Source organism: Clostridium sp. MF28 (assembly GCF_002969175.1).
GTDB lineage: Bacteria > Bacillota > Clostridia > Clostridiales > Clostridiaceae > Clostridium > Clostridium beijerinckii.
In genome coordinates this window covers 1122691-1148470 of sequence record NZ_CP014331.1, presented here as the reverse complement: position 1 = coordinate 1148470, position 25780 = coordinate 1122691, and the positions used below count along the sequence as shown (strand labels likewise).

At 29.8% G+C, this 25780-nt stretch carries 22 protein-coding genes and 1 pseudogene; 15 read left to right on the top strand and 8 right to left on the bottom strand.

Annotation, left to right across the window (positions count from 1 at the left end; all coding sequences use genetic code 11):
* Positions 1-438: 438 nt before the first annotated feature.
* Positions 439-2150: pseudogene (locus tag AXY43_RS04915) on the bottom strand (methyl-accepting chemotaxis protein).
* 616 nt (positions 2151-2766) lie between these two features.
* Positions 2767-3108 carry a winged helix-turn-helix transcriptional regulator gene (locus tag AXY43_RS04910; protein ID WP_012059532.1) on the bottom strand — a complete coding sequence of 114 codons (342 nt, stop codon included), beginning with the start codon at positions 3106-3108 and terminating at the stop codon, positions 2767-2769.
* 352 nt (positions 3109-3460) lie between these two features.
* On the opposite strand from AXY43_RS04910, the gene AXY43_RS04905 reads away from it, so the two are divergent.
* Entirely contained in the window at positions 3461-4096 is a 636-nt protein-coding gene (locus AXY43_RS04905; RefSeq protein ID WP_017210998.1) for a flavodoxin family protein, read from the top strand.
* A gap of 143 nt (positions 4097-4239) precedes the next feature.
* Here AXY43_RS04905 and AXY43_RS04900 read toward each other — a convergent pair whose 3' ends face one another.
* On the bottom strand, positions 4240-5160 hold the full coding sequence (locus AXY43_RS04900; RefSeq protein WP_279220086.1) for a glycoside hydrolase family 18 protein: 921 nt from the start codon (positions 5158-5160) through the stop codon (positions 4240-4242).
* A gap of 500 nt (positions 5161-5660) precedes the next feature.
* Here AXY43_RS04900 and AXY43_RS04895 point away from each other — a divergent pair, with 500 nt between their 5' ends.
* From AXY43_RS04895 to AXY43_RS04880, 4 genes are all read left to right on the top strand, one after another.
* Positions 5661-7385: a sigma-54-dependent Fis family transcriptional regulator gene (locus AXY43_RS04895; RefSeq protein ID WP_039769295.1), complete on the top strand. Its 1725-nt coding sequence runs from the start codon at positions 5661-5663 to the stop codon at positions 7383-7385.
* 289 nt (positions 7386-7674) lie between these two features.
* On the top strand, positions 7675-9219 hold the full coding sequence (locus tag AXY43_RS04890) for an acyl CoA:acetate/3-ketoacid CoA transferase (RefSeq protein ID WP_077868825.1): 1545 nt from the start codon (positions 7675-7677) through the stop codon (positions 9217-9219).
* A gap of 74 nt (positions 9220-9293) precedes the next feature.
* Positions 9294-10688, top strand: coding sequence for a GntP family permease (locus AXY43_RS04885; protein ID WP_012059527.1), 1395 nt, complete (start codon positions 9294-9296; stop codon positions 10686-10688).
* 64 nt (positions 10689-10752) lie between these two features.
* The gene (locus AXY43_RS04880) at positions 10753-11169 is read left to right on the top strand and encodes a MaoC family dehydratase (RefSeq protein WP_012059526.1); all 417 of its coding nucleotides are present in this window, start codon (positions 10753-10755) and stop codon (positions 11167-11169) included.
* A gap of 260 nt (positions 11170-11429) precedes the next feature.
* Here the strand turns inward: AXY43_RS04880 and AXY43_RS04875 are convergent, their stop codons facing one another.
* The 4 genes from AXY43_RS04875 to AXY43_RS04860 all read right to left on the bottom strand — a co-directional run bounded on the left by AXY43_RS04875 (position 11430) and on the right by AXY43_RS04860 (position 15727).
* Complete coding sequence (locus AXY43_RS04875; RefSeq protein ID WP_012059525.1) at positions 11430-11813, bottom strand: desulfoferrodoxin; 384 nt, start codon at positions 11811-11813, stop codon at positions 11430-11432.
* Between the two features lie 365 nt (positions 11814-12178).
* On the bottom strand, positions 12179-13237 hold the full coding sequence (locus tag AXY43_RS04870) for a galactose ABC transporter substrate-binding protein (RefSeq protein WP_105411115.1): 1059 nt from the start codon (positions 13235-13237) through the stop codon (positions 12179-12181).
* Positions 13238-13531: 294 nt separating this feature from the next.
* Positions 13532-14653 carry a DNA alkylation repair protein gene (locus tag AXY43_RS04865; RefSeq protein WP_105411114.1) on the bottom strand — a complete coding sequence of 374 codons (1122 nt, stop codon included), beginning with the start codon at positions 14651-14653 and terminating at the stop codon, positions 13532-13534.
* Positions 14654-14812: 159 nt separating this feature from the next.
* Positions 14813-15727 (bottom strand): helix-turn-helix transcriptional regulator, encoded by a 915-nt coding sequence (locus AXY43_RS04860; RefSeq protein ID WP_039769305.1) that lies wholly within the window; start codon positions 15725-15727, stop codon positions 14813-14815.
* A 109-nt stretch (positions 15728-15836) separates the two neighbouring features.
* Between AXY43_RS04860 and AXY43_RS04855 the strand changes: the two genes are divergently transcribed.
* From AXY43_RS04855 to AXY43_RS04835, 5 genes are all read left to right on the top strand, one after another.
* On the top strand, positions 15837-16262 hold the full coding sequence (locus tag AXY43_RS04855; RefSeq protein WP_012059521.1) for a PTS sugar transporter subunit IIA: 426 nt from the start codon (positions 15837-15839) through the stop codon (positions 16260-16262).
* A 341-nt stretch (positions 16263-16603) separates the two neighbouring features.
* The gene (locus AXY43_RS04850) at positions 16604-17116 is read left to right on the top strand and encodes an RNA polymerase sigma factor (RefSeq protein ID WP_026015777.1); all 513 of its coding nucleotides are present in this window, start codon (positions 16604-16606) and stop codon (positions 17114-17116) included.
* Positions 17113-17565 (top strand): hypothetical protein, encoded by a 453-nt coding sequence (locus AXY43_RS04845; RefSeq protein WP_023976046.1) that lies wholly within the window; start codon positions 17113-17115, stop codon positions 17563-17565. Before AXY43_RS04850 ends, AXY43_RS04845 begins: the two co-directional genes overlap by 4 nt.
* Positions 17546-18073, top strand: coding sequence for a hypothetical protein (locus AXY43_RS04840; protein ID WP_017211008.1), 528 nt, complete (start codon positions 17546-17548; stop codon positions 18071-18073). The genes AXY43_RS04845 and AXY43_RS04840 overlap by 20 nt, the downstream gene beginning before the upstream one ends.
* Positions 18066-18371: a hypothetical protein gene (locus tag AXY43_RS04835; protein WP_039769311.1), complete on the top strand. Its 306-nt coding sequence runs from the start codon at positions 18066-18068 to the stop codon at positions 18369-18371. The genes AXY43_RS04840 and AXY43_RS04835 overlap by 8 nt, the downstream gene beginning before the upstream one ends.
* Positions 18372-18748: 377 nt before the next feature.
* Here the strand turns inward: AXY43_RS04835 and AXY43_RS04830 are convergent, their stop codons facing one another.
* Positions 18749-20416, bottom strand: a complete 1668-nt coding sequence (locus tag AXY43_RS04830; RefSeq protein ID WP_039769314.1) for an MFS transporter — start codon at positions 20414-20416, stop codon at positions 18749-18751.
* 152 nt (positions 20417-20568) lie between these two features.
* Between AXY43_RS04830 and AXY43_RS04825 the strand changes: the two genes are divergently transcribed.
* The 5 genes from AXY43_RS04825 to AXY43_RS04805 all read left to right on the top strand — a co-directional run bounded on the left by AXY43_RS04825 (position 20569) and on the right by AXY43_RS04805 (position 25729).
* Positions 20569-21216, top strand: coding sequence for a TetR/AcrR family transcriptional regulator (locus tag AXY43_RS04825; protein WP_039769317.1), 648 nt, complete (start codon positions 20569-20571; stop codon positions 21214-21216).
* A gap of 418 nt (positions 21217-21634) precedes the next feature.
* Positions 21635-21979 (top strand): hypothetical protein, encoded by a 345-nt coding sequence (locus AXY43_RS04820; protein WP_012059512.1) that lies wholly within the window; start codon positions 21635-21637, stop codon positions 21977-21979.
* Between the two features lie 953 nt (positions 21980-22932).
* Positions 22933-23742, top strand: coding sequence for an ABC transporter permease subunit (locus tag AXY43_RS04815; RefSeq protein WP_039769321.1), 810 nt, complete (start codon positions 22933-22935; stop codon positions 23740-23742).
* Positions 23743-23840: 98 nt separating this feature from the next.
* Positions 23841-24881, top strand: a complete 1041-nt coding sequence (locus tag AXY43_RS04810) for a taurine ABC transporter substrate-binding protein (protein ID WP_105411113.1) — start codon at positions 23841-23843, stop codon at positions 24879-24881.
* 20 nt (positions 24882-24901) lie between these two features.
* Positions 24902-25729 carry an ABC transporter ATP-binding protein gene (locus AXY43_RS04805; protein ID WP_012059509.1) on the top strand — a complete coding sequence of 276 codons (828 nt, stop codon included), beginning with the start codon at positions 24902-24904 and terminating at the stop codon, positions 25727-25729.
* The last annotated feature ends 51 nt before the right edge of the window (positions 25730-25780 follow it).

Sequence of the window (25780 nt, the reverse complement as noted above, 5' to 3'; positions counted from 1 at the left end):
GAAAACCTTAAGTTACTAGTCCTAATTCGGAGAAAACATTTGCTAACGCATACCATGAATCAATCAGCAGATAATTAGTTTGGGTAGCTGGAGTAAATTCCCACGTGATATGCTAAGGCTTCCATGTCTAGTACAAGTAAGTTTTATTATAGATTGAGGAGATATTTTGCTACCCTAGGTGACTGGTATTCCAGAAATTAAATTTATTATAGTTTTTGTGTGAATTAAAAGAATACCATTACTTAGAGATAAGCTGAGGCATAATAAAACTTTCAGTCTTTATCTTAAAGTTATTAAACTCTAAAAGAGAAATAGCCTATGCCAATTTTATTTGATAATTTATTATAGTATCAAATAAAATTTGTACAGGCTATTTTACATTTTATATGAGATTTGCAAAGATAATTTTAAATTTTCATAAATTATTTTGATTTTGTATTATATCTTAAATCTTTGAATCATTTCATTAAGTTTTTGTGAAAGTTCAGCTTGGCTTTGAGCAGATTTTGTAACATCTGAAAGAGCAAAGGTAACTTCAGTAATGCTATTTAATATTTCTTCTGTATTTGAGGCAGATTCTTGAGCTACTGAAGATACATTTTGTATTGCACCACTTATCTGCATTATAACTTCATCCATTTGTTTTGAAGAAGAGGCAGATTTATCTATAATATTACTTATAAATTCAGAATCCTTTTCATATTGAATTCCTGTATTCATGAGGAGTTCATAATTAGGTTTAACATTGTCAGCCATAAATTCTAGAACATCTTGTCCGCTTTTTGATAAACTTTCTACAGAAGCTTCAACTTGTGATACCATGGTTTGAATATTATAAACTGCATTGGAAGATTGTTCAGCAAGTTTTCTAACTTCGTCAGCAACTACTGCAAAGCCTTTTCCGTGTTCACCAGCTCTAGCGGCTTCAATAGCAGCATTTAGAGCTAATAAATTTGTCTGCTCTGCTATACTTCCAATAGAATTTGCCATTATTCTAACTTCTGATACAATTTTAGAATTTTCAATTGATTCTAAAATGTTTAAACGATTTTTATCATAAATTAAATTACTTTCTTCAATACTTTTTGAAGATTTATTTCTAATATTATAAGCACGTTCTTTTATTTCATTTACTGATACTAATGAATTTTCTGCATCTTTTGCGATGGAATTTATGGCGCTACTTATTTCTTCTGTTGATGCAGTTACTTCTTCTGTGGTAGCGCTTAAATCTTGAACACCTTTAGATATATGTTCTGTGGATTCATTAACAATTTCCATTTTAGAAGCAATTTCTTCAGTAGTAGCAGAAAGTTCTTCGCTTGTGGCGCTTATATCGCTTGAACTGTTCATTATTTCAACAATTAAATTCTGTATATTTTCTTTTGCATTGTTTAATGCCATTGAAAGACCACCTATTTCATCTTTAGAGTCAACAGTTATAGTTTTAGTTAAATCACCACTACCAAGAGCTTCAGCGAAGATTAAAACTCTTTTTACTTGTTTTGAAATCATAAATGAAATTGATAAACCTAAAATAACAGCTAGTAGTAAACTAATAAGTATTATTGAGATTGTTATGTATAAAGATCTTTTAAAAGTTGAGTTATTTTCAGAATAAGAAGCATCGGCTTGGTTAACATTATTTTTTATTAATTCATCCATGCTCAAATATATATTTTTTCTGGTTTCGGTAACTTTAGAATAATTTTCATCAGCTTCACTAAAATTATTCTCATCTACGTATTTTATTATTGAGTTAGATAAATCAACATATTTATTAAAGTTTTCTTTAAGGCTTGAGAATGCAGGTTTCTCAGATTCAGAGATTAGAGTACTTTCATATATTTTTATAAGGTCATTATTCTCGTCAATTAAGTCTTTAATGTCTTTTTTTACTATATCTTTTCGCTGACATTTCTTTGATAAGCAAGTTTTAGCAAATCTGAACGTATATCAGAAATATTTTGCTTTAAAGTAGTTAAGTTATTTATTGAGGCCAAGTTATAATCATGCATGGAAGTTGCATTGTTATTAATTATATTCATATTATATAATCCAATAAAACCAACAATACATACTAAAATTGAAATAAAAGTAAAAGTGGAAATAAGTTTATGCGATATTCTTAAATTTTTAAACCAAATCATTAAATCAACCCCTCTTTATTTTTTATGCGAAAGTTTTTTATTTTCTCACCTCCATTAAAAGTTCAATATAAATAGTTTATATTTGAGAAAAGTTGTAATTAAAAGTCTACATACTTCTTGATTTTAATTCATAGAAATTTAGTTTAAACTACCAGCTATTGCAAACCAAATAACACGATGTAAAATGAATTATATTATGTAGAATCTATATATTTATAATAATCGAAATTAAAATTAAAAAATTAAGAGAAAATAAAGAAAAATGCAGAAAAAACTAAAAATATAACCAAATATGGTTATAAGATATCTTGAAATTTAAGGTGAGTTAAATAATTTTTTATAATAATATTAATATGGTTAAATTATTATGAGTGATGGTAGCCATGAAATCAATAATAAATATTTAGAAAGGCTATAGCTATAATACTAACAAGTAGTAACATATTTAAAGACATAAAAAAGTATAATAGTAGATGAGACAGAGGAAGGGCATTGAAATAAATTATGCAATAAAATAATTAGTAAAAAGACAAGAGTGATGCATTTAAAGAATAAAGAAGAATCAGCTATAAAGGAGAAGGTTCTTCTTTATTTTAATTATAGAAAAGTGATAGAATTAAACACATTTATTATCTAATTCAGGGTAGTGTTTAACCGACCAAGACTCAATTTCCTTAATAATACTAGTAAGCTCTTTTCCTTTATCAGTAAGAGAGTATTCAACTTTGGGTGGAATTTCTGCATAAACCTTTTTACATACAAGTTCATCATTTTCTAATTCTTTAAGTTTTTCATTTAACACTTTTTGACTTATTCCTTCAGTCATTCGTTGAAGTTCTAGGAATCTTTTTGGTTCATTATATAAATGACATAATAAAACTGCCTTCCATTTTCCTCTTATAAAATCCATTGCAAAATCCAATAAGCACACATAACTTCTTCCGTTATAATTTACCATTTAGTTACCCGCTTTCATTTTTAAATATTTATAAATGTTACTAGATATTAGTATAAACAACCTGTCTGATAATATCAAATCAATTAAGCAAAATGTAAAATATATGTTAGTAATAATTTAGAAGATTGTATAAGATAATGGTTATTTTACCATGACTATTAGATAAGTTATATATTGCGAATTAGAATAAGGATATTATTGTTTTATGAAAAATTTATTATGGCCTTACATGTAGGCTATTCAATAATTCTTACCAAAAAGTAAGTTGTCTAACTAAAAAGTGCGTACTTGTTACTTACATTACTGAGTTATATAATCACATCATGATTTTAATATTATGGAGGTATGTATTATGAAAGTAGTTGCTTTTAATGGAAGTCCTAAAAAGAATGGAAATACTTATGAGGCAATAAAAGCTGTAGCAGAAGAATTAAAGAAAGAGAATATAGATGTAGAAATAGTTCATGTTGGAAATAAGGTTATACGTGGATGTATGGCTTGTGGCGGATGTGCCAGAAATATGAACGAAAAGTGTGTTATGCAGAATGATGAAGTTAACGATTGGATTCAAAAGATGAAAGAAGCTGATGGAATCATTCTAGGCTCTCCAGTGCATTATTCTGCCATAGCAGGAACTATGAAATCATTTTTAGATCGTGCGTTTTATGTTACATCTGTAAATAATGGCATGCTTAGACACAAAGTAGGTGCAAGTGTTGTCGCAGTTAGAAGGTCTGGTGGAGTTCCAACATTTACTCAGTTAAATAATTATCTTAATTATTCTGAGATGTTAATGCCAACATCAAACTATTGGAACGTAGTTCACGGTACAGCACCAGGAGAAGCAGTTCAGGATGAAGAAGGAATGCAGATAATGAGAGTTTTAGGAAAGAACATGGCATGGCTATTAAAACTTGCTGATTCTGGGAAAGCTAATGTAGAAGAAAGTAAAGGTGAAGAGAAAATATTTACTAACTTTATTAGATAGTGTTTAAAATGATAATGACTAAATTAATTAAATTAGTATTTCAAAAATTAAATTCAATAAAATGGTATTAAAAAAAATATATTTATTTATAAGAATAGGATGAATTAAGTAACATCCTATTTTTATTTTTTATGCATGTAATATTATTCGTTTAAACCTGTCCATAATTTATTTAGAAGAATATCATTGTAATCTTGATTATATTCCCAAAACATTGCGCCACCGAGGCCTTTTGATTTTATATATTTAACTTTATAGTCAATTGATTCTTCATCCTCATAAGTAATAAATGAATCATAATTTTTTAAATAAGCGGCTTTTGCTTCATAATCCCAGTATCTAGTCCAACCATTTTTATTTATATAATTTTCAAGTAGATTTCCATATGAAAGATATTCATGACCATAATACCCATAAAAAGGAATGCCTAAATTAATTTTCATAGCTGGAACACCTGCCTGCAAAAATATATTTACTGACTCATCACAGCTAAAATCCGATCCATAGGTAGAAGAAGTTGGATAAAGATTTGCATTATGAGTATTATAACCAAAGTCATAAGTCATTAAATTTATATAATCGCAGATATTTACTATTTCATTAATTTCTACATTATTAATGTAAAATTTATCTGCTCCAGCTGCAATACTGAGTATTTTATTCGTTCCAATTTTATTACGTATAGATTTAAGTAAAAGCGTGAAATTTTCTTTATCTTTAAGAGTACATTTAATTAGGTTACAAGATCCGCTAACAGGATATTCCCAATCAAGGTCTATTCCATCTATACCATAGTTATTTACGATATCCAGGCAGCTATTTGCAAAACTATTCCGTGATGACTCTGAATATGCTGCATCTGAAAAACCTTCAGCTCCCCACCCACCTATTGAAAGGATGACCATTAATTTTGGATTTTGAGATTTTAATAATACTAAATTCATTAAATTTTGATAATCAGGAATAAAAATTGAATTGTTTATAATACTTCCAAAAGCGTAATTAATATGAGTTAATTTGTTAGGATTTACATTAGTGGTGGCACCGTGTATATATCCTACTATTCTATATTTAGCTGTATTAGATGAATAATAAGATGAAGTTATTCTTTTTATTTCTATCAGTCCTTTCTAAATGCTTATAAAATATTTATATTTAATTTAAGTACATATATATTGCAATTATTTAGAACTAATTGACTACTTGGCTCGCTAGAGTTTCAAGATAGATTTATTATTGGAATATGTGTGTAGATAAATCAATTATGGCCTGGATTCACACTATGAAATATATCCTAAATAACAATGTTTTTAATTTAGATTTGTTAGATGAGCATATTAAAAAAGTTGATAAAACTTTAAGTTAGCACATAAATATAGTTTTAAAGGTGAATATCTATATTTTTTAAGGTTTAATTTGTATTTAATAAAAGTATATGTGGAAGGCTTATAAATGGGAATATAAAGCTGAAAACCATGTTCCAGAATAGTTACTTTATCACTTGTATTTACTTGGAATCTTTAGTAAAATACTTAAAAATAAGATTTAAGAGAGAAGGTGTTACATGAGCAACAAACCATTATTCAAAAATTATATTAGTAAGCTTGAAGTAATATTAGATAATATGTTTAATGCAATAATTGCAGTTGATAGTAACGATAAAATACTTTTTATTAATGAAGCAGCTAGTATTCTTTTTGATATAGATAGTAAAGGTGGTTTAGGCAAGAATATTAAAGAAATAATGCCAGATCCAGATATAGAATACTTTCTGTCAACTAAAAAAGAGGAAATTAAAAGGCCAATAGTAGTTAATGAATTGAATTTGATTTTGAGTATCATACCTTTTGGAGAAAATACTAATACACAAGGATCAATGCTAATTTTTAGTAATGTAACAAATTATAGTCAGTTAATTCATAAGCTTGAGGAAGAGAGGGATAGCAAAGAAATACTAAATACTGTAATTGAAACTGCTTATGATGGAATGATTATCATTGATAAGCAGGGGATAGTTACTATGATCAGTAATGCCTATACAGAATTTTTAGGGATTAAGAGGGAGGATGCTATCGGCAGGCATGTAAATGAAGTGATAGAAAATACTAGAATGCCAATAGTATTAGAAACTGGAAAAGAAGAAGTAGCACAACTTCATAAGATAAAAGGAAGCTATATGATAGCGTCAAGAATACCAATAGTAAAAAATGGAGAAATTATTGGGGTAGTTGGTAAGGTCTTATTTAGAAATGTAAAAGAATTAAATAGCCTTTATAAACGAATAAGCGTTATAGAAAAGGAATTAGCTACTTATAAATCAAGGTTTAGAGAATTCAATAAAGCAAATTATTCGCTTGAAAATATTATAGGTGAGAGTGAACCTATTGTTATGGCTAAAGCCATAGTTGAAAAAGCAGCTCATACAAATTCAAATGTTCTAATTTTAGGGGAAAGCGGGACAGGTAAAGAAATCTTTGCACATGCAATACATTCGGAAAGTAATAGACATGAAGGGCCATTTGTTAAAGTTAATTGTGCAGCAATTCCAAGTGATTTACTTGAATCAGAATTATTTGGCTACGAATCAGGAGCTTTTACAGGTGCCAAAAAAGAAGGTAAGATAGGAAAATTCGAGATTGCAAATGAAGGTACTATATTTCTAGATGAGATTGGAGATATGCCTCTCCATATGCAGGTAAAGCTATTAAGAGTTATTCAAGAAAGAGAAGTTGAAAAGGTTGGTGGCGTAGCTAGTAAAAAGATTAATATTAGAATAATTGCTGCAACAAATAGAAATCTTGAAAGATTAGTTGAAGAAGGTAAGTTTCGTGAAGATTTATATTATAGACTTAATGTCGTAACAATTGAAATTCCACCTTTAAGAGAAAGAGGAAATGACATAATACTTATTTCTAATCATTTAATAAAAAAGCTTTCAGTTGATTTAGATAAGAAGGTTAGAGGAATCTCTAAGGAGGCTGAACAATATCTTAAAACCTATGAATGGAAGGGTAATGTAAGAGAATTAGAAAATATATTAGAGCGGGCTATAAACATTATGGAGAATAGTGAGATTATTGAAGTGAAAGATTTACCGAAAGAGATCACAGGCAAAAAGGTTTCAATGGTTCCTAAGAAGCTTCAAGATATTCTTGCTGAAAGTGAAAAAAATGCTATTATTCTTGCCCTTAGGGCTGCGGATGGTAATAAAACTAAGGCAGCAAAAATTCTTGATATAGGGCGTACTAGTTTATATGAGAAAATAGAAAAATATAAAATACAAACATAGTTGTTCGTTTTTACGAACAACTTCTTTTTTTATGCAAAATAATTGTACGGAAAATCATACACTATGTAAATGTTTACTTAAAAAACTGTACGAAATAACGAACAAAAACTTTCTATTATTAAGAATTTTTTATGAAATTACTTATAGAAAAGCGCAATTTTACGTTGAATACATGCTCGAAATCTTGGCACGGATATTGCTTATATAAATAAGTGTAAAAGGAATTATAAATAAAATATTACACTCTTGCTTTATGGAGTATATAAAAGTGTGAAAAGGAGGAGTAAAGATGAACAAGATAATGTCGGTAGAACAAGCAATCGCCTTAATCAAAAGTGGAGACACAGTTGCATTTGGTGGGTTTATAGGTGCTGGGCATGCAGAAGGGGTTTCTAAGAAACTTAAGGAAATATACTTAGAACAAGGTGCCCCTAATAATTTAACTCTTGTTTATGCAGCGGGACAAGGAGATGGTAAAGAAAAAGGTTTGAATCATTTAGGACAAGAAGGTCTTCTCTCAAAGGTAATAGGCGGTCATTGGGGATTAGCTCCTAAGATCCAAAAACTCGCAATTGAAAACAAAATAAAGGCTTACAATCTTCCACAAGGAGTAATATCTAGTCTATATAGAGATATTGCGGCAGGTAAACCAGGTACAATTACTCATGTTGGTTTAAAGACTTTCGTAGATCCAAGAGTTGAGGGAGGAAAATTAAATGAATGTACAACAGAGGACATTGTAAAGGTTATCGAAATTGATAATAAGGAATATCTCTATTACAAAGCATTTCCTATAGATGTAGCTATATTAAGAGCAACATATGCAGATGAAGATGGAAATGCAACTCTTCAAAAGGAAGCAGCAACACTAGATGGTTTAGCTATGGCACAGGCAGCAAAAAATTCTGGTGGAAAAGTAATTCTTCAGGTTGAGAAAATAGTCTCTAAGGGAACTTTAGATCCAAAGCTTGTAAAAATCCCTGGAATACTTGTAGATGCTATAGTTGTAGCTAACAGTGAAGACCATATGCAGACATTTGCTGAAGCATTTAATCCAGCTTATAGTGGAGAAATAAGAATGCCAGTAGATTCTATCGAATGTCTTTCAATGGATGAGAGAAAAATAATAGCAAGGCGTTGTGCAATGGAACTTATACCAAATGCAGTAACTAATCTTGGTATAGGTATGCCGGAGGGAATTTCAATGGTTGCCAATGAAGAAGGAATAGGAGATACAATGAGATTAACTATTGAATCTGGCCCAATTGGTGGAATTCCAGCAGGAGGTTTAAGTTTTGGTGCAGCTATAAATCCAGATAGCATTATAGATCAATCATCTCAATTTGATTTTTATGATGGTGGAGGGTTAGATGTAGCATTTTTAGGACTAGCTCAATGCGATGAAAAAGGCAATATAAATGTAAGTAAATTTGGTCCTAAGATAGCTGGATGTGGAGGATTTATAAATATAACTCAAAATTCAAAAAAGGTTATATTCTGTGGCACATTTACAGCAGGAGGACTTAAAATTAATGTTACTGATGGCAAGCTAGTAATCGAAAATGAGGGAAGGTCAAAGAAGTTTATTAAAAATGTTGAACAAATTACATTCAGTGGAGATTATGCTAGAGATGTAAATCAACCGGTATTATATATAACTGAAAGAGCAGTTTTCAGATTGACAAAAGATGGAGTAACATTAGAAGAAATAGCTCCAGGGGTAGATTTACAAAAGGATATTATTGATCAAATGGACTTTAAGCCAATAATATCAAATAATTTAAAAACAATGGATGAAAGAATTTTTAAAGATAAGCCTATGAAGTTGAAGTAACAACTAATATAAGTGAATAGGATACGGATAAAATATTTGAAAAGAAAAATAATAAAATAACGGAGGTTTTGTATATGGCAGTTATAGGAATTTTATTAAGCTTAGCACTTTTAATGTTTATGGCCTATAAGGGGTTTTCAGTTATTGTTTTCGCACCTATATTTGCGATTATGGCAGCTATATTTTCAGGAATGGCGATTATGCCAACTTATACGGAAATATTCTTACCTAACTTGGGTAACTATGTAAAAGTTTACTTTCCATTCTTCTTACTAGGTGCAGTATTTGGTAAGGTTATGGAGCAATCTGGTGCAGCAAAATCAATAGCAAAATTTATAGTAGATAAATTAGGAAAAAAACGAGCTATGCTATCTGTAATACTAGCAGCAGCTATACTAACTTATGGTGGAGTAAGTCTTTTCGTTGTAGCATTTGCTGTTTATCCATTTGCAGCTTCTATATTTAAAGAAGCAGATATACCAAAGAGACTTGTGCCTGCAACTATTGCTGTTGGTGCTTTCACATTCACAATGGACGCGCTTCCAGGAACACCTCAAATTCAAAATTCTATACCAATGAAATTCTTTAATACAGATTTATATGCAGCTCCTATATTTGGAACGCTAGGTGCAATTATGGTTTTAGTTTGTGGTGTATCCTACTTAGAATGGTGCAAACGCAAAGCTCAGGCAAAAGGAGAAGGATATGGAACAAACCATAAGCAAGAGCCTGTGATTGTTGAAGACAGCAGCTTGCCGAATCCATTTATATCAGCATTACCATTAGCATCGGTACTTATAGTGACTCTAGTTCTTCAAAAAGTTGTATTTCCTAAATGGGATATCGTTTCTTGGGTAACTAAAGCTCCATACAACATACCGGAAGCTGGTGTTGTAGGTTCAATGAATAACTGGGCTCTTATGATCGCACTTGTAATTGGTATTACTCTTGCAGTATCAATTAACCCAAAACGTATGAAAGGAAACTTTGCTGCAGCAATTAATGCTGGTGCAATTGGATCACTTTTAGCAGTTATGAACACAGCGTCAGAAGTAGGATTCGGTAATGTTATCAAAACTTTACCAGGATTTCAATCTATAGCTCATGCTTTAACTAATATTAACCCAGATGGAAGCCCATTACTTTCAGAGGCAGTTACAGTAAATGTTCTTTCAGGAGTTACAGGTTCTGCTTCAGGAGGAATGAGTATAGCACTTGACACTTTTGGAAAACAATATTTAACTTGGGCAAATAGTGTTGGAATAGATCCACAATTACTTCACCGTGTTGCTGCTATGGCTTCAGGTGGAATGGATACATTACCTCATAATGGTGCAGTTATAACTTTACTTGGAATTGCAGGGTTAACTCATAAACAATCATATAAAGATATATTTGTAATCACTTGCATAAAGACAGGAACTGTATTTGCATTAATAGCATTACAAAGCTTATTACATTTTGTTTAATTAGAATTGAAAATACTTACAAATAATATTTTGAAAATTATATAGCAAAGAAGGGGGAGTACTAGTGAAAGGATTAACTATAAAGGAATTAAAGATTGGAGATAAGGCATCTTTTCAAAAGACTATTACAGAAACTGATGTATATTTATATGCCGGAATAACAGGAGATTTAAATCCGGCACATATAAATCAAGTTGAATCAGAAAAAACAATGTTTCAAGGTAGAATTGCTCATGGAATGTTAACTGCTGGCTTAGTATCTGCAGTATTGGGGATGCAATTGCCAGGTCCAGGTTCAATTTATCTTGGACAAGAACTAAAATTTACGGCTCCAGTAAAAATAGGAGATACAATTAAGGCTGAAGTAGAAGTGATAGAAAGAATTGAAGATAAAAATAGAATAAAATTAAGTACTATATGTACAAATCAAGATGGTGTTCAAGTGCTTAAAGGCATAGCAACAATAATGCCTCCTAAATAAAGACAAGCTCAAAAACAATGTGAATTTCATTAATTTGAAGTTCACATTGTTTTTATACATTAACTAAAAATATAAAAAATAATGAATGGATCTGCTTTGTATTATATGAAAGTATATTATTTTCTTAGAAGGATTTATGTATTAATGTTGAAGTGGAAGTTTTCTAAGTAAAACATTAAGTCTGTAGTCATTTGATTAAGATATGTAAGCAATAATCAAATGACTACAGACTTCTATTCATTTAAATAAAAAGTTTTTTATTAAGAATTTTTTTCAGCCCACAAACCATGTAAGTTGCAATATTCTCTAGCAAAAAGAACAGGTTCATCTACCTTAAAGAAAGCCTCAGGCTTTTCACCAGGTTTTAAGAATTTTTTATATACGTTACTTTCAGTATGAATTTCAATCCATTCTATATAGTGGTTATCAAGCATAGGATGTTCTACAGAGCCTACCTTTACTAAAACTCCACCTTCAACTTTTTCAATTACAGGAACGTGCTTTTCTGTTGCTCCATCAGTAGTATTTTCAGCTTTAAGCTTCATTGGCTGATTACAACATACTAGTGTACCTCCAGCATTATGAACAACCTCCACAATATTACCGCAAATTTCACATTTATACACTTGTTTCAATTCAGTCATTTTATTACCTCCTAAATTTAATTATAATTATTTGACTATTTCTTCATGATTTTTTTTGCAAGACCTTGGATATAAAGTTTTACTTTCTGCTAAATAACCAAGTTTAATTGTCATTACAACAGTCTTGTACTCTTTAAATTTATTTCTAAAATGTCTTTTTAATGACTAAGAATCTTAAAATTATTATTTATGTATATTTTAAGATTAAAATCATCAATGTGTTTAAAATTTAGCTGACATAATTAGAAAAAAATGAGAGTGTTATCTTTAAGATTATTATATACATAATAATTGCATTAGTCAATAATAATTATTAGTTAATAAAATAAATTTATAAAAATTATATGCTTTTATTATCTAATTTTTTATTGAAACATTGGGCCAGTATATTCTTCGTATGGTATACGAACAGCAGCTCCAGATTCATCTAATTTGTATGGTGTTCCTTCAATAGGATTTATTCCATGAACTAAGTTAGAACCTATTGTATAAATAGCGTTAGCCATAACGCTAGTATCTTGAACAGGAGAGCCTAACATAAAGCCTTTTGAAATCAATTCTCTAGCTTCAGGAACGCCATCCACTCCAACAATAGGAATTACTTTGGATTTATTTCCAGTGTTATAGCCATATTTTTGTAATGCTTTAGTTGCACCAATTGCCATAGAATCATCATTTGAAATTATTGCTTCCACCTTACTTCCAAGTCTTAGGAATAATGCATCAACAGTATTTTGCGCTGTTTCTCTATCCCAATTTAAAACAGGTGACGCAAGTTCCTCTGTTTTAATTCCAGCCTGCTGTATAGTTGAAATAGAATATGCAGATCTATCTATAGATGTTTTATTAAGTCTTTCACCAATAAGCATAATGTATTGTAATACATTATCTTTATTTTTATCAATTAAATCTTTATGATTATTCCAAGCATCAGTAATAATTTTACCTTGTAAAGTACCAGCTTGTTTTGAATCAGTACCTACATATAGGGCTTTTTTATATGATTTTATAGCATCCATTGTAAGTGGTTCTCTATTAAAAACTATTACTGGAATTTCATATTTTGATATTTTATTAATTAAGTCTCCTATATCGTTAACATTAACCATATCTAGCAATATTAGATCAATTCCTTCATTAAGTTTAGTATCAAGTTCGGCATTTTGAGTTGATTGATTGAATTTCGCATCATAAAATGTAAAGATGACTTCGTTCGGATGTTGATTTTGTATATCTTCAAAATTTTTACGGAGAAATATAAGGTAATCATCATTAAGATCTGCCGAAAACAGGCCAACTCTAATAGTAGTTCTTTGTTTAGAATCTTCTGCAATAGCTGTATTATTGAGAAAGATGCTTCTAAGTACCGTACTAAATATTATGGTAATTGCAGTTATAGCTAATATCTTTTTTAATATTTTCATTTAAATCCTCCAATCCTGTGTACTCATAAATGTATTATACGTTTTAAGAAAAAGTTTATACTTAATCTAAGTATATCTATAAGTTAAAAATGATTTTCAGGATAAATAAAAAAGCCCCAATAATGGGGCTAAAAGTGGATAGTTTAAATCATGAAAACATCTATATTATATGAAATTTTCGTAAAAATATTCATGTGATATGGATATCATTTGAATTCAATATATATTGCGATAATATATTTATATTGTTTGTTTAATATTATTAATGTACCTGTTTTTTATTTCAATAGTAGATTATTTATAATCATATTTGCATTCAAGAATATTTAATGTAGTCTGCGCAGATTCTATGCCGTTAACTATAAGGACAATTTTATGAATGCCAGGATAGTGCTTACGGACAGTAAGATCTGCGAAGCTATGTATACGCGTACCTTGTAAATGTGCATTAGGTAACACTGTTTTGTCAGATAAAAAAAATAATTTACGTGATGATTTACCATTTGATTTTATAAAATCAATGCCATATTCTAAGCGGATATGTACTGGAGAACCCCAGTCTATATCCAGTGAATAATTTAACTCACAACTGCCTCCAATTTTAAGTTGGTTAGGTTGAATAGAGATTGAGGCAGTTCTAAATATGGGATTTTCAGCTGAAGAGTTAGTGTAACCAAAGAGTGACATTGCCTTGGGATTAGCTCTTTTAATAAGGGTACGGCAGCCGCGTTTTAAAATCCAATCAGTATTTTGATTATGACATATCCAATTCTCCGCTATCGCTAAAACAGCGTCAGGATTATCTTTTGAAATGTCATTAAGGTTGTTAGCAACACTCTTACGAACATAAAGAGAGTCGTCTTCTTTCAAATTTTCTAACACTTTAAAAACAGGTAATGGATCGGCTTTAAACATCGGAAGAGCTATTCCCCAAGGAAGACGTGGTCGACAGCCTTCACTTGAAAGACGCCTTACATGTTCATTAGGAGATAATGACCACTTCATCATATATTCCATTACACCTCGAGGGTCATTCAATAAAAATGGTCGAATCGCAAACTCTGAAGATGACTGTTGAGTGAAACGTTCTAAGGCATTCATAGAGAGCTCAAAGTACTTCTCTTGCTTCCCATAGGTAGCAACAAAATCTGGAAAGAATAGATATGGAAAACCTACGCAACTCTTATTAATGGAGAATAAGATATTTAGGGCATTTTCAAAATCATTAGGAAGGTAGTCACCTAATATTTCAGCTATTCTATGAATACGAGCCTTTAAAGGCAATTCATCCCACGGATAAGCTAAAACTGAAGCGACAAAATCGCTCTTATTAAATTCTGCATAAACATTGTGTATCTTATTTGAAAAATCATTTAAAAATTCTAACGTATAAATATTTTTTAGTGGTTCACTCATAAGTATTTCATAATCTCCTTGTAACTATTATATCAAAAAAACTTGATATTTTATTATAATCTGAATTTAAAATATACTAAAATATTTTAATAACGTAATCCTTATACAGTTAAATTTTATTTATTATTATTGTAATAAACTAAACTTGACTACATTATGTCAAGTTTTAGAAGTATATTTATTTATCATGTTACCTAAGCGGTTGATAATTTCGTTTCGGACATCTATAGGCTCTATAATTTCTAACATTGTCCCGAAGGAAAGAAGATAATTATAAATCCATTCACCCTCAGGCATCGAAATGTCTATGGAGTAAGAGCCATCTTTATCGATAGTTATATTTTCTTCATCAAAATCATCGTATACTCTATAGGCACCTTCTGAAGATATTTTTAGTTTAAGATGAATTAGTTCACTGAATTTTTCTGATGGTGAATCATCCATAAGATCTTGTAAATATTGATGTATACAACTTTCATCTGTAATATTAATATCATTCATTCGAGTTATCTTAAAGGTTCTAAACGCTGTTCTTTCAAGACAATATCCTTGTAGATACCAGGCTTTATCTTTAAATAACAATTTAAAAGGTTCAACATACCTATTACTTTTCATACCGTCAGCACTAAAATATGAGAAATTGATTACTTTTTGCTTTAGTATTGATTCTTTTATTAGATTGAAGATCTCTTTTTGTTTTCTTTCACTACCCCAATTAGAAAAATCAACTTCAATCCAATTAATATCACTTTTCTGAAAAAGATTGCTCAATTTTGATAATACGTCATTAATATCATCATATCCTACAGCGGAAAGACTCTGTAGAGCAAGTAGAATTTTATCCTGTTCAACTTCAGAAAATAGTGATTTATCAAAAATGAATTTATCTACTAATGAAATACCGCCTCCTTTACCTTGACTTGAATATATAGGAATTCCAGCCTGGCATAGAGCATCAATATCTCTATAAATTGTTCTGACAGATACTTCAAAATGCTCTGATAGCTCTCTTGCTGTTATTGATTTTTTTTTGAGTAGAATATATATAATTTGAAACAATCTGCTAATTTGCATAACATCACCTCACATATAAATATATAATATATAACTTGACAACATAATGTCATATTATATCATTAATATAGAAAGATTAACTGAAAAAACTTTAAAAGGGGTAATTTAAATGATAGGAATAATTGTAGGAACTCATGGAGATTTATCTAAAGAGTTAGTTAAATCGGCAGAAATGATTTATGGAGAACAAAAGAATATTGGATGTGTTACGTTTAAGCCAGGAGAGGGAATTGAAAATTTATTAGATAAATACAATAAACTTATACAAGAATTAAATTGTACAGAAGGAATTTTAGTTATGGTTGATCTCTTTGGTGGAAGTCCATTTAATGCTGCTAGTATGATTGCATTAGAAAAGGAAGATATGGAGGTCATAACTGGAGTTAATATGCCAATGTTATTAGAAGTTTTTGCAAGTAGAGATATTTCATCAAGTCTTTCAGAGCTATTAGAGATTGCAAAAAATGGGGGCAAAAACGCCATAAAACAATTAGAGAAACAAACAGGTAGAAATTTAGATGATGACATATTATGAGCAAATAGGAGAACTAAACCTGAATGGGAGGAAGTTCTCCTATTTGCATTTAGGAAAATGTTAATAATAAATTTTATGAGAGTATAAACATTTATATGACTTATAAGAAATTATTTATAGAATAAAGTTTATAAAAATAGAAATTTATTATTTTTTGAATCAAAGAATATTCATGTGGAACTCGCAATACGTCATATGCTTTTTTCAAATGGCAGTATAATCTTATTATTTGATAAATTTTATGCAGCTGATAAATCAATAAATTCTTTATAATTTTTAAAAAAGTTGAAGTGTTTTTTATTTATTGATCGTTATATTTAATGTAAGGATTAATTAAGGTGGTGATAGATATTGAAAAAGAACAATTTCCAAATTGCATAAAACAATATGAACGGTTAATTATCACTATTTGTTTATCCTTCACAAAAAATTATTTTGATGCTGAAGATTTGGCTCAGCAAACATTTTTATCAGCATATCAAAATTGGGAAGGCTTTGATGGTGATAACCTTAAGGCTTGGCTTGCTAAAATTGCTGCAAATAAATGTAAGGATTATCTTAAGAGTAAGGCAAGAAAAACAGTTAGCTTGTCAGAAGATGAATATCAAGATCTTGAGTATAGAGGAGATTCACCAGAGGAAACAGTAGTTAAAAAGAATACTACAGAAAGAATACAAATTTTATGCAACAAGCTAAAAGAGCCATATAGAACTGTAGCTATAAATTATTTTTGCAAAGATGTCAAACTATCACATTTAGCAAAGGAAACTGGGCAGAATATTAAAACTTTGGAAACGCAACTTTACAGGTCAAAAAAAATGTTAAAGGATTTATGGAAGGAGGAGTTCATGTGAATAATGGATTATTTGATAAAGAAGGTCATTTAACTGAAGAAACATTAACCATGCTAAAGTTTGATATTTTGGGCGACGAAGAAATGATAGATATATTAGAACATATTAGTGATTGTCAAATGTGTGCTGGTGAATTTGCCGATAGTTTTAAAGAAGATGAACTTGCAGAAGCTCCTTTAGGTTTTCAAGAAAAAGTACAAATTAAAATAAAAAGTAAGAGGCAAAGCAAGATTCAGTTCCGTTTTTATTGTGTTAAAGTTGCAGTTGCAGCTAGTGTGGCATTAGTATTGGTTTTTTCAAATGGATTAAATTCTTTGGTTAATACAGCGACAAATCATGTTAGACCATTGGATTCTAGGATTGTAGATTCGGTTAATGTAAATCTTAATAACTTTTCTGAAAAAATAATTAAACTGGAGGTTTTTAATAATGATCAAGAGAAAAAGTAGATTTTTGACTTTTGTTTTTTCAATGTTGCCAGGTGCAGGACATATGTATATGGGATTTATGAAAATAGGAGTATCGTTTATGTCTGTATTCTTCTTTTTAATATTTCTTTCTTCTTGGCTTAACATAGGACCGCTATTATATATAGCGCCACTTATTTGGTTTTATTCTTTCTTTGATTGTACTAATAGAATGAATTTAAATGACGACGAACTTTTACTTTTAGAGGATAAGTACTTGTTCTCTATTGATAAGCTAGCAAAATTAGACAAAGATATATTTGAGAAACGTAGACTTACAGTAGGAGTTGTATGCTTATTTTTAGGTGTATATTTAGTTATAGAAAATATAATGAGTATTTTAGAACCATATATTCCATACGAACTACGCCGTTTTATTATTTATGATTTAATGAGGGACATTCCTAAAGTAATCATAGGAGTAGCAATAGTTACACTTGGTATAAAACTTATCAAGGGGAAAAAAATGGAGAGTGAGATAGATGATTAAGGGGCGTAAGGTAGGCACATTAACCTCAGGACTTGCTTTAGTTATATTTGGGATAATGTTTTTACTAAGATTGTTTATAACTAATCTCAATGTTCTTTTAATTTTATCAATGTGGCCACTTATATTAGTAAGTGTTGGAATAGAGATTATCGCAGCTTATATAATAAATAATCAAGAAAAAATGCAATATGATTTTAGTGCAATAATATTAGTTATTATTTTAGTATTCTTTGCTATGGGAATGGGAGGAGCTGAATTTATAGTTACTCATTCTCCACAGTTTGGAGCAACAATTTAGTTGAAATTTATGGAATAAATATTTCGAATTATAAATTAAAGTTATATTTATTATGATTTAATGGTTAATAGATAAAAAGTGAATAATAAATTTATTATGTAAAAATAATTTAAATGAGTGCATATCATTTTAGCTAGAATGAAGAATTGACTATAGATAGTAATGCATCTATAGTCAATATCTATGGTAAAAAATAAGCCCAAGACATATCGAACTGTCTTGGGCTTATTTACTGTAATTGAAATTAAGCATCATAATTATCAACAGAATGCTGAAAAATAAATATTATATTGAGAAATAAAACTTCTATATTATAATATGATAAGAATTATTTTACTGAAAATATTAATGCCATTTCAATGATTGTTTCGAAATATTCATACTACAAATTCTGGTTTGTTTTTTCCAAGTTCACTTTCTTTCATTTTATTAAAAGGTACTGCTGCTAATCCTAAAATTGCAATAATTGCTGTAAGTAGGAAGCACTTATTATAAACCTTATTACTTTCATCATTTTTTATGACAGTCATGTCATCTAAGACCTTATGGATCTCTTTTGTTTGAGTATTAAAGTTCTCTTCTATAGATGGCTTCATTTTATCAGGAGCAGAAGCTAACACAGTATCCTCTTTGTCTTTAATTAATTTATCAACCATATCTTTCGAAAAGGAAGTATTTTTGCTGGTGTCTGCAGTCTTTATTTTATCAACTATCGTAGATTTCACTTGATCTTCAAGAACTGTATTGTTATTAACAAGTTCGATTATTCTGCTTTTTGAATTATCTATAGCTTGAGTAGTGTAATAGCTGCTTAATGTTGAAACTAAGGCTATAGCTAAACATGCAGTTAGTTGCCTAAAGCTGTTCAGTATTCCTGAAGCAATACCATTCTTATCTTTTGAAACCTCATCAAATGCACTTTTATATAATGGAGAGGTTGAAGCAACACCAAGTCCTACTACAATGAATGCACTATAAATTATCTTCATATTGTTTGAACTATTCATAAATACAAACATAAGATCACCTAAAGATACAAAAATTATTGCTAATAATGAAATAACTCTAGCACCATATTTCTTAGATATAATTGCAAAGATTGGAGAGGTAAGAAATGAGACACCGCTTACTATACCTAAAATAAGTCCAGATTTTAAGACAGAATAACCTAATTGGTTTTCTAGATAGAAATTCATTAAATAAGATATAGGCATATAAGCAAAGAATATTATTCCGACTATTATGATTGAAGAAGTAAAGCTTCTTATTTTAAATAATTTAAATTCTATCATTGGATTTTTTGATCTTAATTCATATATTAGGAAAGCAATAATTGAAATTGCTGAGGTTATTATTAAAGTAACAATTTTTGTACTGCCCCAGCCATATGAGCTTCCTTTAACAAGGAAAAAGGTTAGTGCTCCGATTCCGTAAGCTAATAATATAGAGCCAATAAAATCTATTCGCTTTTCAATTGTTCTATCATAACATTCTGTAAGACATTGAGCTCCAAAGATTAAAGAGATGATTATAAAAGGAACATTTACATAGAATATTGCTTTAAAACCAAAGGCTTCATTTAATATTCCTCCAACAACAGGACCAGAAGCTGCAGCTATAGAAATTGTCATACCAATTACAATGGCAAGTTTTGACATAGCATCTTTACCAAATAATTCGATACCTAAAGGAATGGCTAATGGAGCGAGAATTGCAGCACCTATCCCTTGCATTATTCTAAAAATTATAATCATGGAAAGGGAAGTGGAAAGACCACAAAGTATTGATGAAATACCAAATACTATAAGACCAATTATAAATAGTTTCTTTCTTCCAAAAATATCTGCGATTTTAGAGAAGTTTATTAAAAGAGCTGAGAATGGAATCAAGTAAGCGGTACTTACCCATGATATTCCTGTTATATCTGTGTTGAAGTAATCAGCCATAGAAGGCAAAGATACATTAACTATGGTTGAATCTAATACTGTTAAGAAGCAAGCTATTGCCAGTGAAATAAATGCTAATACTTTTTGTTTTTTATTCATGATGACCTCCAAAATCTTTATTATATGAATATGAAATTAAATTCATGTTTATATAATATACTGGAAAAAATTAAAAGTCAATACATGAAATGAATTTCATATTTTATTGACTTTTATTTTTTTATATTTTATTATTTAAATAGGTGATAAAGATGGAAAGAAAGACAAGAATACCAACACAAAAAAGAGCTTTAGAAAAATATGATAGAATTTTAGAAGCAGCTTATAAACTATTTAATGAAAAAGGTTATTATAATACTACGACAGCAGATATATCTAATGAAGCCAATGTAGCGACAGGTTCTGTATATGCCTATTTTGAAGATAAGAAGGAAATTTATCTTAAGGTAATTGAAAGAATTAACAAAAGTTTTGATTATCCAAGTCATGATTATTGGTTAGAAAATGCTGATAAGGAATTTGATAATGCTGAAGTAGTAAAACCACTATTTAAAGTATTTATAAAGATGATGTTAGAATATCATGACTTTTCTAAAACTTTTCATGATGAAATGGAAGCATTAACACTCTTAGATAAAGATGTAGCTGCTTTGAGGAAAGAATATGATGAGCAGAGAAAAGATAAAATTAAAGAAATTTTCAAAGCTTTATCTATACCTTTTAACAGCGAAGAGGAAGAAAGATTATTCTACCATTATTCATTTTTTATAACAGATGATGTATGCCATAAGATTAAATTTGATGATGAAATTAAAGACATAGATTTGTGCATTGAGAAATGTGTTAATATGCTATATTGCTTATTTAAAGATTGTACAAATTATATAAAGGTAACATAGGATATTAATTTACTGGCACGAGTGGCTTTATGGTCAACGTTATCTTTTAACATAAAGATAACGATATGATTAGTATAGTGAAAAATTTTCTTCATAGAAGTACATACTATTTATATATAGATTAAATTTATAGTATTAATATTATTTGTATATATTAAAAAAGCCCCGATAAAGGGGCAAAGAATGAATGCCTAGGTTTAAGAATAAACCCATTTTTAGTATACGTAAAGTTGAAATTTTTATACGAAATTATTGTTGAACTTTTATTAATATTTATGAAAATGCGGAATTTCTATTTTATGAGCAATTATTAGAGTATATATTGTAAAAGCAATAACAAATATAGTAAATTAGCATAGTATATAATTAGAAGTTTAATCAAAAGATTATAAATTTGATAATTTACGGAGGAAAAGAAATGGGATACAGATGTCATAGAAGAAGATATAGAAATTCTAATACTCTTGGAGCTGTAAGTAATAATAATAATAATAATTGTAACGGAACTCTTGGAGAAAATGTACGATGTAATTGTAATGGAACTCTTGGGGAAAATGTTCAATGCCGTTGTAGAAGAAATTATCCTTCAGCTGGTGCATTAGAAGATGCTTATAACCAAGGATATAAGGATGGATATTGTGCAGGAGTAGAAGCAGGGCGTGAAGAAGGATATTGTCAAGGATACCAAGAAGGTGCACAAGAAGGGTGCCAAGATGCAAAAGAAGCTGCTGTAAGGTGCATAAATAGTATTAGATGTAATTAGAGTAATAGATTTTTTATAATAAAAATTAAGAAATAGAGAGAGCAAGGTAGTTGTACAGTGCTGTCTCTATTTGATATTGCTATTGTTTTTATGTAATTTTTATCATAGTTAATGAAAAGCCAAAGTGGGGACATAAGTGTGAATTTTACCTTGCTTGTATTCAGTAGTGTCCGCAAAAGGTTATATAATATAAAAAATCAACATTAAAAGAGGTCGATATCGTCATCAAGAAATAAAAACCAATGAGTTATTCGAAAAGTAACTAGGATGATACTTAAATTTAAGATTTTCATATATTAATACCGTGAAAAAAGTAAGTTATAAAATGCTTAGAGCAAAATAGAGGCTTTAAGCATTTTTATTTGTAAAAATATACAAATAATGATTACGAAAAAGTGAATTTAGGTAGTTAAAAGCAAATAGTGTATCATAAAACGTATATTTTTAGGAATAAAAAGAATATTTTAAGAAAATATAAGAAAGCTTATGATAATTTTGCTTTTTGTGCATAATTTTGTATGTTTAAAGGAAAAAGTATTTATTTAATTTTCATAAGTATTGTTGAGGGCGTACTTATTTATTTAGTGTAAATATATATCACAATTATTTTACTATAAATGTGAAAAAATACATGAACTTATTGCGTTGAACATTGAACAGTGATAGTATTACATTGTTCAATAATTGAACTTGCTGAACAGCGTAATTTATCAGGATTTATATTAATATATAAACATATTGTAAGTTACCATATATTCCTTAGAAAAATAAATCTTACTTTTTTGATATGTTTTATAGTATTTTTTATTGACAATACTTGGACGGTCTAGTAAGATATATTTAAAATTAAATCATAGTAATTGTATAGGAAAAGTAAAGAAGGGGGATGTGTATGAAAAATAAGAATTTAAAAAATAGATGTAAAAAGAAATGGGGGAGGGAAATTAACCTATATGAATAATCAAGACACAGCTGCGAGAATAGTGAAAAGAAAAAGAGGTGAAATTTTTTATATTGGTATTTCTTTTACATCTGTAATCATTTTCTTTATTGTATGGGAAATTGCCACAAGTAAAGGCTTGATTAATCAAGTATTTCTTCCATCGCCTCAAAAAGTATGGCAGGCATTTGTTGAATTAGCAAAACAAGGCTATAAGGGAGAAAGTCTAGTATCTCATATTGCTATAAGCATGGAGAGACTTTTTATTGCTATCTTTTTTGCAATAATAATTGGTGTTCCTTTAGGACTTATTGCAGGTAGCTCAAGGACTGTAAGGGCAATTTTAGATCCATTTATTGAATTTTATCGTCCACTTCCGCCGCTAGCGTATTATACATTAATTGTACTTTGGTTTGGAATTGGAGATGAATCAAAAATTATCTTATTGTTTTTAAATGCATTCGCACCTTTATTAATTGGGGTTATATTTAGTGTTCAAAAAGTACCGATAGATAGAATTAATGGCGCTAAATCATTAGGTGCCAGCGGAGTGAATCTTTTTATCAGTGTTATTTTTAGATCATGCCTGCCAGATATATTGACTAGTCTTAGAACAGCTATTGGTGTTGCTTATGCAACTTTGGTTGCAGCAGAAATGGTTGCAGCTGTATCAGGAATAGGCTGGATGGTATTGGATGCAAGTAAATATCTTAGAAACGATATTGTCTATGCTGGAGTTATAATTATGGGAATTATAGCAATTATATTAGATTCTTTTGTGAGATTTTTGATCAGGAAGGCTTCACCATGGCTAGAAAAATAAAAAAATAGAAAGTTCTTTATATTGAGTAATAGTAGATTATTAATAAAATCAATCAATGTACAAGCAAGTACATAAAGATATTTAAAGGAGTGTTATTTATGAAAATTAAAAAATATACAGTACTTCTGTCAGCTATTTTATCAGTTGGTATTTTAATAACAGGCTGCTCAGGAGCAAAAACAGCTAGTACAACAGGGAATACTCAAGCTTCAGATTCAGCGCTGCCAAAAGAAATACGTTTAGGATATTTTCAGTCCCCAAATGGAGAACTTCTTGCAAAAGGAGAAAAGTTACTTGAAAAAAATTTTCCAGGGATTTCAATTAAGTATGTTCAATTTGATGTTGGGCGTGATGTAAATGCTGCAATGGCTAGTGGATCTATAGATATTGCAACCATTGGTACACCTCCAGGAACAACTGGAATTGTTAATGACCTTCCTTATAAAATTTATTATTTACATGATATAATCGGTTCAAGTGAGGCACTTGTTGCAAAAAATACATCTGTAATCAATTCAATAGCAGATGTAAAGGGTAAAAAGATTGCAACTCCATTTGGTTCAACTTCACACTATAGCTTACTTGCTGCATTGAAACAAAATAATATTTCAGAAAATGATGTAACTATTTTAGATATGAGTGCACAAGACATTATAGCGGCATGGAGCAGAGGGGAAATTGATGGAGCTTATATTTGGCAGCCAGCACAATCAAAGCTAGTTTCAGATGGTGGAAAAGTAATACTTTCATCTGAAGATGTTGCTAAAGGCGGAGCTGTTACTGGTGAATTTGGTATTGTAAATAATGATTTTGCAGCTAAGTATCCAGATGTAGTCAAGGCATATATTGATATATTAGATGAAGCTACTAAGTCATATAAGACTCAATCAGATGATGTAGTAAAAACATTATCAGCAGAACTTGGATTAAGCGCTGAGGATACAAAGCAAGCTATGAATCAAATTTCTGTTTTAGATAAGTCTGAGCAGGCAAAATATATAGGAACAGCAGGCAATCAAGGGGCACTACCACAAATTTTAAAGGATACAAGTGATTTTTTGTTAACTCAAAAAGCAGTTACTACTTCACCAGATATTGAAACTTTCAAGAAGGCGGTAAGGAACGATTTATATAATTAATAGAGACGAGGAGATATAATATGGAATCGTTAGTTGAAATAAATAGACCAGAAGAGAGAAAAGCAAATTGTTCTGTTGAATTAAAGAATGTTAATTTAATATATAAAAATGGAAAAGAGTATTCGAATGTCTTAAATAACATTGAGCTTAAATTATTTGATGATGATTTCGTTTGTGTTCTTGGGCCATCTGGATGTGGGAAAACTTCATTATTAAATGCTATCGCTGGATATAATACAGATATCTCAGGGCAAGTACTTATAAATGGAGCACCGCACACTAAGCCAAATCCAGATGTAGGAGTTGTTTTTCAGCAGCCTAACATCTTTCCTTGGTTAAGTGTTGAAAAGAATATTGAATTTGGACTTAAGATGAAGAAGATTCCTAAAAAAGAGCGAGCAGAAATCGTAAATCATTATGTTGACTTAGTTGGTTTAGAAAAAGCTAGAAAACTGCTTCCTCATCAATTGTCTGGAGGTATGAAGCAGCGTGCAGCAATTGCAAGAACATTAGCGGCAGACTCAAAAGTAGTTCTGCTTGATGAACCTTTTAGTGCATTAGATGCATTAACGAGAGAAGCTATGCAAAAACATCTAAAGAAGATATGGAAAGAAACTAATAAATGCTTTTTCTTTATTACTCATGATGTGGAAGAAGCGATTCTTTTATCAACCAGGATTATTGTAATGAATGCTAATCCGGGAAGAATTGTGAGTGATTTTAAAAATCCACTTCAACAATATGATGATAATAGCTTTAAAAAAATCAGAGTTTCAGAAGAATTTGGAGAGCTTAGAGATTCGTTAATAGAATTGATTCAGGGAAATGATTTAGAAAATGAAGTTTAACAAATTATACGCTAAATGAAAGAAAGCGCACGATCTATTCGCAAAAATAAG

Excerpts from the sequence above, each read along its gene's own strand:
- AXY43_RS04835 (WP_039769311.1), top strand. The coding sequence starts at position 18,066 with ATGATTAAGGGGCGTAAGGTAGGCACATTAACCTCAGGACTTGCTTTA.
- AXY43_RS04885 (WP_012059527.1), top strand. The coding sequence starts at position 9,294 with ATGGCAGTTATAGGAATTTTATTAAGCTTAGCACTTTTAATGTTTATG.
- AXY43_RS04830 (WP_039769314.1), bottom strand. The coding sequence starts at position 20,416 with ATGAATAAAAAACAAAAAGTATTAGCATTTATTTCACTGGCAATAGCT.
- AXY43_RS04860 (WP_039769305.1), bottom strand. The coding sequence starts at position 15,727 with ATGCAAATTAGCAGATTGTTTCAAATTATATATATTCTACTCAAAAAA.
- AXY43_RS04870 (WP_105411115.1), bottom strand. The coding sequence starts at position 13,237 with ATGAAAATATTAAAAAAGATATTAGCTATAACTGCAATTACCATAATA.
- AXY43_RS04890 (WP_077868825.1), top strand. The coding sequence starts at position 7,675 with ATGAACAAGATAATGTCGGTAGAACAAGCAATCGCCTTAATCAAAAGT.
- AXY43_RS04895 (WP_039769295.1), top strand. The coding sequence starts at position 5,661 with ATGAGCAACAAACCATTATTCAAAAATTATATTAGTAAGCTTGAAGTA.
- AXY43_RS04875 (WP_012059525.1), bottom strand. The coding sequence starts at position 11,813 with ATGACTGAATTGAAACAAGTGTATAAATGTGAAATTTGCGGTAATATT.
- AXY43_RS04910 (WP_012059532.1), bottom strand. The coding sequence starts at position 3,108 with ATGGTAAATTATAACGGAAGAAGTTATGTGTGCTTATTGGATTTTGCA.
- AXY43_RS04825 (WP_039769317.1), top strand. The coding sequence starts at position 20,569 with ATGGAAAGAAAGACAAGAATACCAACACAAAAAAGAGCTTTAGAAAAA.
- AXY43_RS04820 (WP_012059512.1), top strand. The coding sequence starts at position 21,635 with ATGGGATACAGATGTCATAGAAGAAGATATAGAAATTCTAATACTCTT.
- AXY43_RS04855 (WP_012059521.1), top strand. The coding sequence starts at position 15,837 with ATGATAGGAATAATTGTAGGAACTCATGGAGATTTATCTAAAGAGTTA.
- AXY43_RS04865 (WP_105411114.1), bottom strand. The coding sequence starts at position 14,653 with ATGAGTGAACCACTAAAAAATATTTATACGTTAGAATTTTTAAATGAT.
- AXY43_RS04840 (WP_017211008.1), top strand. The coding sequence starts at position 17,546 with ATGATCAAGAGAAAAAGTAGATTTTTGACTTTTGTTTTTTCAATGTTG.
- AXY43_RS04815 (WP_039769321.1), top strand. The coding sequence starts at position 22,933 with ATGAATAATCAAGACACAGCTGCGAGAATAGTGAAAAGAAAAAGAGGT.
- AXY43_RS04905 (WP_017210998.1), top strand. The coding sequence starts at position 3,461 with ATGAAAGTAGTTGCTTTTAATGGAAGTCCTAAAAAGAATGGAAATACT.
- AXY43_RS04805 (WP_012059509.1), top strand. The coding sequence starts at position 24,902 with ATGGAATCGTTAGTTGAAATAAATAGACCAGAAGAGAGAAAAGCAAAT.
- AXY43_RS04810 (WP_105411113.1), top strand. The coding sequence starts at position 23,841 with ATGAAAATTAAAAAATATACAGTACTTCTGTCAGCTATTTTATCAGTT.